The following is a 509-nucleotide window of genomic DNA, read 5'->3' on the forward strand; positions in this document are numbered from 1 at the left end:
CTGAGCAATAAACCACGACGTAGTCTGTCTCGAACTCTTCAACACGGCGCTTGATTACGCGTGTTGCCACGTCTGGGTTTGCAGGTACAACCATGCCGCCGAAACCACAACAGCGCGTGTTTTCACGTGTGTGTTCTGGTTCAGAGGTTTTGTAGCCAAGCTCGTTTAAGATCCAGCGAATGCCGTCTTGCAGTTCTTTCTCGTAGCGAGTCGAACAAGAATCATGAATGGTAAACACCACGTCACTGTTTTTTGCTTTGCCGCGTAGCGCTTCTGGCAAACCGATTTCTGGAAGCAGTTTCCATAATGAAACCGGCTTTTGTGTGCCGCCAGACTTCTTGATCATGCCGTAGCAGCTTTGGCACGCCACGATGACTTCTTGTGCATCTAGCTTGTCGAAGTCTGCTTGAAGCTGGCCGTAGCGTTCTTTGAATTTCTCTGTTTGGCCGATAGCCGCGGTCGGTTTGCCACAGCATTTCTGTACTGCGCCCATTTCTGGGAATACTTCT

Annotated in this window: 1 protein-coding gene; it reads right to left on the reverse strand. The window is 50.1% G+C overall.

Translation table 11 applies throughout. The features are described 5' to 3' along the window. Positions 1-509: (Fe-S)-binding protein (locus R7190_RS31105; protein WP_318138373.1), on the reverse strand; the 509-nt coding region annotated here is incomplete at both ends.

Source organism: Vibrio sp. 1078-1 (assembly GCF_033340475.1).